Below are 7,450 nucleotides of genomic sequence, written 5' to 3' on the forward strand. Positions count from 1 at the left end.
TGTTAACAAAAAATTAAAAAAACTGCAAAAAGACAAAATAAAAACCAGATGTTAAATCTGGTTTTTCGTTCATTAAGCACCTGCAATTTTTGTTTTATTCAATAGCAATGAACTAGTTACAACTGAAACTGAACTGAAGGCCATAGCAAGTCCTGCTAGTTCTGGGCTAAGAGTTAAACCTAATCCCATAAACAGGCCGGCAGCAATAGGAATACCAATAGTGTTGTAAATCAGGGCCCAGAACAGATTTAATTTAATTCTATTGAAAGTCTTCTTAGAAATCTCTAGTGCCTTCACAACGCCCATTAAATCGTTTTGGACGAGGACGATACCACCTGATTCAATTGCGATATCTGTCCCTGATCCCATAGCAATACCAACATTAGCCGTAGACAAAGCAGGAGCATCATTGATCCCATCACCAACAAATGCTACTACTCTACCAGCATCCTGCAGCTTCTTGATTTCATTAGCTTTTTCAGTTGGTAGAACACCAGCAATTACTTGGTCAATGCCGACCTCTTTACCAATGGCTTCGGCAACATTTTGATTATCACCGGTAAGCATGACGGTTCTTAAACCACGCTTCTTAAGTTCTGCAATGGCCTTTTTTGAACTAGGCTTAGGTACATCTTGAATAGCAACTAAGCCAATAATATCTTGACCTAGACCAACGTAAACGACAGTTTTAGCTTCTTTTTGTAACTGGATAGCCTTTTTCTTCATTTCCTGGGAAATAATGATATCTTCAAGCAGCTTATCGCTACCTACAAAAGCTTCTTGCTTACCATAATTAGCCTTAACGCCCTTACCCTCAATTGCAGCAAAATTCTTTACGGCTGCTAGGGCAATATTATCTAATTTAGCTTTTTTAACAATAGCTGTAGCAAGAGGGTGTTCTGAGTTTTCTTCAAGGCTAGCAGCGATCGTTAATACTTGGTTTTCATCACCAATGATATCGGTAACTTGAGGCTTACCAACAGTGATCGTACCGGTTTTATCAAAAACAACAGTATCAATATCGCTAACTTCTTCAAGGACTTCACCGTTCTTAATTAAAACGCCCATCTTAGCGCTACGTGCAGTACCAACCATTAAAGCTGTTGGAGTTGCTAAACCCAATGCACACGGACATGCTATCACTACTACAGAAACGGCAAAGAGCATGGCATTAACGATTGTAGCGCCTAAGAATACGTACCAGATAACGAAGGTAATAATCGCGATGATTAAAACAGCCGGTACAAAGATGTTAGAAATCTTATCTGTTAAGTTCTGGATAGGTGCATGGCTAGTTTGCGCTTTTTTCACCAAATCGACAATTTGAGCAAGCATAGTATCGCTGCCGACCTTAGTTGCCTTAAAGGTAAAAGTTCCATTGGTGTTAATAGTTGAACCAACAACTTCGTCACCCTTTTTCTTAGTAACAGGCATGCTTTCACCGGTAACCATTGATTCGTTAATAGTAGTTGAACCGTCAACAATCACGCCATCTACCGGAACTTTTTCACCTGGCTTAACGCGAATAATGTCGCCTGGCTTCACCTGATCAAGTGGCACCTTAACAAATTCACCGTTACGCTCAACTTCGGCATCCTTTGCTTGCAAATCGATCAATTTGGCTAGGGCATTAGATGCATTGTTGTGCATCTTTTCTTCCATTGCATCCCCAAGTAAAACGAAGACCGTTACAAACGCAGCACTTTCAAAGTAAACTTCACGGCCAGTAAACATGGCAAAAATACTGTAGAAATAGGCAACAGAAGTACCAACTGCAACCAGAGTGTTCATGTTTGCCTGGTGATGCTTAAAAGCAGCCCAAGCACTAGACCAGTAAGGCGCAGCCGAGATTGCCATAATAATAGTGGTCGTGATAAAAGCGATCCAATTGTATCCCGGCATCATCCAGTGAAACGGCATGGCGAACATCTGGATTAGCATTGGAATAGCTAGAATAAATGAGATCCAGAAGCGCTTAATGTTTGAAAGTTTCATTATTTAACAACAACCTTTCCGCGGAACATATCCATTCCACAAGCGTAGGTGTAAGTACCTGGCTTGTCAGTTGGAATGTCAATCGTAACTTCTTTTTTACCATCTAATTTTTGGTCAAAATTTAAATCTTTAGAGACTACTTCATTCATGCAGCCCATATTATCTGATGGAATAAACTTTAATTGAGCTGGTTTACCTTGCTTGAAAGTAACTGTGTTTGGTTTATAACCATGATTTTCTGCATTAACAACAACTTTTTTAGTTTGATTCTTTGAAAAAATACTCATTTTGTAAACTCCTTATTTAACAATGACTTTACCGTGGAACATATCCATCCCGCAGGCAAAATTATATGTACCTTTCTTATCAGTCGGAATATCAACTGTAGTAACTTTTTGCTTAGTTAAATCTTTGTCAACGCCAAGTTGTTCAAAGACGACATGAGATAAACAGGCAGTTGAGTCCTGCATGTCGAAGTTCACTTTGGCGGGAACGCCTTGCTTTAAAACAATCGTTGAAGGGGAGTAACCGCCCTTAACAACGATATCTGCTTCTTGTGATCCTTGGCCTACATTAGCGGTCCCGACAGTTTCTGTATGTTTACCAAAGAACCACCAGAGGATAAAGCCAATTAGTAGAATGGCTACAATTAGTGTAATAATTTGTGAAATTTCCATTTTATTTACCTCTCTTTAGCACAGATGCTCTTTTCCTGGTAAACAGTTGCATGGCACTGTTTCAGGGGCAGTCTTTTCTTTTTGATCAATGATCTGCTTCATTTTAGCTAAGTCATTTTTAGAAATAGGAGAATCTGCTAGGAGTTGCAAGATTACCTCTCCTTTATGCATATTGCACATCCGATCTAACAATTCTTGTGCTGCTTCAGTCATTACTTGCGCCTGATTAACTTTAGCCGAGTAAACGAAATGACGACCTTCCTTAGTAGTATTCAATAAGTTTTTATTAACTAAGCGACGCAATAGGGTTTTAATTGTTGATTCAGACCAATCTTTCTTAGCTTGAAGTTCTTGAATTATTTTAGTAGAGCTCACGGGTTCTATCGTCCAGATAATTCGCATGATTTCCCACTCACTGTCAGAAATTGTGCTCTCTTTTTCTTGCAGTTTAACCATTTTTTCCTCCTATCGTTTACATATGTAACTATACCACTTAAATTTACGGTTGTAAACGATAAAGCAACAAAAAAAGCATGTTTTCATCCATGCTTCTCATTTTAGAATCGTAATTATTAATTGTTTACTTTAATGTCGCCCTCATCGCTATTTGCAATTAAGACATTTTTACTATGCAAGTTGTGTTGGTAAGAGCCACCATCATCATTGTTATAATTATGACGATGATAGATAACATCTCCATCGTCGGAATTCAGATCTACGCCTGAAGCATCACATTTTTTGATTGAAATATCTCCATCACTAGATGTCGCTTTGAATCCGGCAAGTGAACGTAAATCCTTAATTTGTATATCACCATCATCGGAACTAACAGAACCATTTGTCACATTAAAGTAGTCAGCGTTGATGTCTCCGTCATCACTATGGAAGGCTAGCTTTTTGGTTTTCACTTGCCCGTAACAAGTAATATCGCCCTCATCGGTATTAATCTTGATTTTAGTTAATTGCTTTTTAGGTAGATAGATAGTCAAATAGTTATTTTCGTTGCTGTTAATATTAATTAAAACATGGTGGTGATCACGAATAATTAATTTCCCATTTCTAACTTTAACTATGGGCATACGCGTGGTGCTAGTTAAATCGTTCTAGGCAATATGCCATGTTGTAAGCTAATATGGCGACTTCAAGCCGTTCTTGAAATCCGGTTAAACTTCTAGCTCGATTATTCTCGGCATTATAGTATGTTAACAACGAAAAATCACTCTCTATTGTTCTTCTAAGTGCCATCAAATAATGGTTATTATGCTTTTTAGCGTTCTTCATATTCTTTCGATAAGGTGTCCAAAGTATATAGCCCATCTTTTTAAGTTGGTGATGTAGATCTTTGCCTACATAGCCTTCGTCACCCAGAAGATAACGATTTTTAGGCTGAGCATTGACAAGCAATTCTATTGTTTCTCTGGCATCATTAACTGAAGCTTTAGTAATTGCATAATCAAGTAAATACCCATCATCACTAACAATCGCGTGAACTTTAAATCCATAATAGAATGTCTTTTTGGTCGCTTTATAACCTATATTGGCATAATCACTAAAGATCTTGGCTTGACAATTACGAACGGGCTGACAGACCGGAACAGGAAAGCTATCAATGATTAAAATATCACCTGACAAATCTACTTCTTCATTTAAGACATGACGAATTCGGTAGATTAATGGTAAAAGCATTCGAGTTCTGCGATTAAAGCGAGAGTGAGATAAATTAACTAAATGCTCACAAAATCTTCTTTGAGATTCAATTCCTAGAGAAGCCTGCCAAATAAGCATAGCTAAAATAGAGCTATCAGATACTTTGCACTGAGCAATATTTCGCCGATGCTTGATTTCATCAGAAGCGTAAAGCTTATACCAAGTTCGACAAATTATGTTCAAACGGCTAAAACTAACTTGTAAATGATGAGAAAAACGCTTAAGCTTAGGATAGTTCAATCTAGTCAGACTCTTTTCTATGATTATGTTTACAAGTCGAGTCTAACAAGATTGGACTTTTTTAATAACTAAAACGATTTAACTAGCACCACGCGTATGGGCATTATTTTTTTACCACCATGATAGATGACCTTAGGATGATCACTTACTTGTAAATTGAAGTCTAATAAACTTACATCGGCATCAATCTCATTGAAATTTTGTTGAGTCATGTTTTTCTTGATTGTAGGTCCGATATTAGTGTAATGATGTGGGATAAATTGACAGCCAGATAAACTAACTAATATTGTGAATAATAAGGTAATTAAGAAGATTTGTTTTTTCATTTTTTAACTCCTACGAAAAAGCTTCAATAATTTCAGAAATAGCATCACCGATTAATGGTAAAAGAATAAGAATGATCCACCAATATTTTGCTAAAAAATCCCAAAAATTAAGATGGGTAGAGGGCGATTTTTCCAGAACGACTTTTTGAACATTTTTGTCTTTACCTAAGATCAACTTATCTAGAGAGATGTCAAATAATTCACTCATAGTTACTAAACGGTCAATATCTGGTAAAGAACCACCTTTTTCCCATTTAGAAACTGATTGACGAGAAACATTTAACTTTTGTGCAAGATTATCTTGAGTTAGCTTAGCATTTTCGCGGTAACTCTTAATGCGTTGACCAATTGCTTGAATATCTATCATTCATTTTCACTCCTCGTTTGAAAATTTATAGTTTAATATTGGCTTTTTTAGCTAAAAATGTCGAGCAAATCTTGGCTGAATCTTGTCAAATGGTGTTTGCTTTTTGTCAACTTAGGCTATTTTTTGGGGGTGAAAAAGGAAGTTAATGAATAAATAAGCTAATTGTGAGCAAGACAATTAAAATCCAAACTGCATCAATAAGATAAACTAAGATCTTAAGCCAGATCTTATTATATAATTGGCCGGTCTGAAATAGAAAATATAAAGTTAATCCTGCTAAGATAACTCCAATAGCGGTGGCAGATGCACTATGTCCATTTAAATAGAAAAAGATACCAGTAATGGCAGATAATATTAAAGTTCCGATGATTCAAAGTGCTTTTTTGTTTAACTTCATGATTATACCTCTCGTATGTGTGTTTCATGTGAAACTACCTATATTTTATTATAAAGAAAAAACTCATTCTTAATTAAAAGAATGAGTCGTAATATCATGTTATAAATTAGTAACCAAGAAGAAGATGACGAATATCACAAACAAGATATACATCATTGGACTAACTTCTTTGTAACGCTTGGAAGCAATCATTGTGATTGGATATGCAATCAAGCCTAATGCCAAACCATCTGAAATACTGTAGGTTAATGGCATCCCTACAACAGTAAGGAAGGCAGGAAAAGCAATTTCAAACTTCTCCCAATCGATTTTCTTTAAATTGCTTGCCATTAACACACCAACAATAATCAAGGCAGGTGCTGTAACTGTAGTTGGAATAACCTGAAGAAGCGGACTGAAAATCATACTGATCAAGAAGAAGATACCAACAAAAATAGCAGTTAAACCAGTACGACCACCCATAGCGATGCCGGCACTTGATTCTACAGAAGTACCAAGTGGAGCGGTACCGAAGACAGCACCTTCAACCATGGCAGTTGAATCGGCTAAGAACGCACGACCGATACGTGGAATCTTGCCATCTTTATCAACCATGCCAGCTTGTTCGGTCATTCCAATTAAAGTACCTGCAGTATCAAAGAAAGTTACTAACAAGAAGGTTAAAACAACCATCCAAAGCTGTGCTGTATTAATGTCTTTTAAGTGGAAGACGGCTTGGCCAAAGGTTGGGGCAATGCTTGGTGCACCCGCAATGATGTCGTGTGGCAATGGAATTTGACCGATAATCATGCCAAAAATAGCGGTAATGATCATGCCCACAAAAATTGAGCCAGGCACTCTCAAAGCCATTAAGATCACAGTCAAAACCAAGCCAAATAACGTAATCCAAACAGCTGAGTTGCTAAACTTGCCCAAAGTAACCAACGTAGAATCGCTATTAACGATTAATTGACCATTTTTCAAACCGATAAAAGCAATAAATAAACCGATACCAGCAGAAATAGCATATTTCATATCTTGTGGAATCGCATTAACCACCATTTCACGTAATTTGAAAACGGTAATCAAGATAAACAAAATAGATGCTACTAAAACGGCAGCTAAAGCTGTTTCCCAGGAAATATGCATCCCTACACAAACGTTATATGCGAAGAAAGCACCACTACCCAAAGTTGGAGCTAAGGCAATAGGGTAGTTTGCAATAAAGCCCATCAGGAAACAACCAATTGCTGTAGCGATGGCCGTTACAGTGAAGGCTGCGCCTTTAGGAATACCAGCTGCGTGTAAAATATTAGGGTTAACAAACAAGATGTAGGAGAGGCTGACAAACGTAGTTAATGCGGCAATTAATTCGCGTTTAACGTTAGTGTTAGCTTCTTCTAAATGAAAGACTTTATTTAAAAAATCCATTGCGCCTCCAAAATAAAAACAAAAAGAAAAAAGACATAGCTTACCCAAAGTCATGGGTAAAAGATGTCCTTAATAAAATTATGACGTCTGATACCTATAGTCCTGAATTTATGGCTCAGGGTAGATACTGTCGACCTTATTTCGACGATATATAGATAACTTGATTGTTAAGTATTCTAGCAGAAATACGTGGCCTACGCAAATTTCCTGGGAAACAAAACATACTAATCTAGTGTTGGATGATTACTCGACGGAGTAGTCGTTCAACACTTTTTCTTTTACTATGTAAAGTGGAGATGAAGCCAATGCCGTGACTGCTTTGGACACATGA

General features: G+C 37.2%; 10 protein-coding genes and 1 riboswitch. All 10 genes read right to left on the reverse strand.

Annotated features, from left to right (window positions below; all coding sequences use genetic code 11):
• Nucleotides 1-72: 72 nt before the first annotated feature.
• A complete protein-coding gene (locus B5E95_RS05535; protein WP_087235772.1) occupies nucleotides 73-1,995 on the reverse strand; it encodes a copper-translocating P-type ATPase in 1,923 nt (640 codons plus the stop codon).
• The gene (locus B5E95_RS05540) at nucleotides 1,995-2,282 is read right to left on the reverse strand and encodes a cupredoxin domain-containing protein (protein WP_005724722.1); all 288 of its coding nucleotides are present in this window, start codon (nucleotides 2,280-2,282) and stop codon (nucleotides 1,995-1,997) included. Before B5E95_RS05540 ends, B5E95_RS05535 begins: the two co-directional genes overlap by 1 nt.
• Nucleotides 2,283-2,294: 12 nt before the next feature.
• Nucleotides 2,295-2,672, reverse strand: coding sequence for a cupredoxin domain-containing protein (locus B5E95_RS05545; RefSeq protein WP_005726656.1), 378 nt, complete (start codon nucleotides 2,670-2,672; stop codon nucleotides 2,295-2,297).
• A gap of 15 nt (nucleotides 2,673-2,687) precedes the next feature.
• A complete protein-coding gene (locus B5E95_RS05550) occupies nucleotides 2,688-3,128 on the reverse strand; it encodes a CopY/TcrY family copper transport repressor (protein WP_054832713.1) in 441 nt (146 codons plus the stop codon).
• A gap of 116 nt (nucleotides 3,129-3,244) precedes the next feature.
• Nucleotides 3,245-3,751 carry a DUF4097 family beta strand repeat-containing protein gene (locus B5E95_RS05555; protein WP_241146320.1) on the reverse strand — a complete coding sequence of 169 codons (507 nt, stop codon included), beginning with the start codon at nucleotides 3,749-3,751 and terminating at the stop codon, nucleotides 3,245-3,247.
• A gap of 10 nt (nucleotides 3,752-3,761) precedes the next feature.
• Nucleotides 3,762-4,619, reverse strand: coding sequence for an IS982 family transposase (locus B5E95_RS05560; RefSeq protein ID WP_087235773.1), 858 nt, complete (start codon nucleotides 4,617-4,619; stop codon nucleotides 3,762-3,764).
• Nucleotides 4,620-4,687: 68 nt separating this feature from the next.
• Nucleotides 4,688-4,945 carry a hypothetical protein gene (locus tag B5E95_RS05565; protein ID WP_087235774.1) on the reverse strand — a complete coding sequence of 86 codons (258 nt, stop codon included), beginning with the start codon at nucleotides 4,943-4,945 and terminating at the stop codon, nucleotides 4,688-4,690.
• Nucleotides 4,946-4,955: 10 nt separating this feature from the next.
• Nucleotides 4,956-5,312: a helix-turn-helix domain-containing protein gene (locus tag B5E95_RS05570; protein WP_060462121.1), complete on the reverse strand. Its 357-nt coding sequence runs from the start codon at nucleotides 5,310-5,312 to the stop codon at nucleotides 4,956-4,958.
• Nucleotides 5,313-5,454: 142 nt separating this feature from the next.
• Nucleotides 5,455-5,682 (reverse strand): hypothetical protein, encoded by a 228-nt coding sequence (locus tag B5E95_RS10895; RefSeq protein ID WP_223875999.1) that lies wholly within the window; start codon nucleotides 5,680-5,682, stop codon nucleotides 5,455-5,457.
• A gap of 126 nt (nucleotides 5,683-5,808) precedes the next feature.
• A complete protein-coding gene (locus tag B5E95_RS05580) occupies nucleotides 5,809-7,119 on the reverse strand; it encodes an NCS2 family permease (protein ID WP_087235775.1) in 1,311 nt (436 codons plus the stop codon).
• A 77-nt stretch (nucleotides 7,120-7,196) separates the two neighbouring features.
• A riboswitch (purine riboswitch) is annotated at nucleotides 7,197-7,294 on the reverse strand.
• Nucleotides 7,295-7,450 lie beyond the last annotated feature (156 nt).

Source organism: Lactobacillus gallinarum (assembly GCF_002160635.1).
In the GTDB taxonomy this organism is placed as follows: Bacteria; Bacillota; Bacilli; order Lactobacillales; family Lactobacillaceae; genus Lactobacillus; species Lactobacillus gallinarum.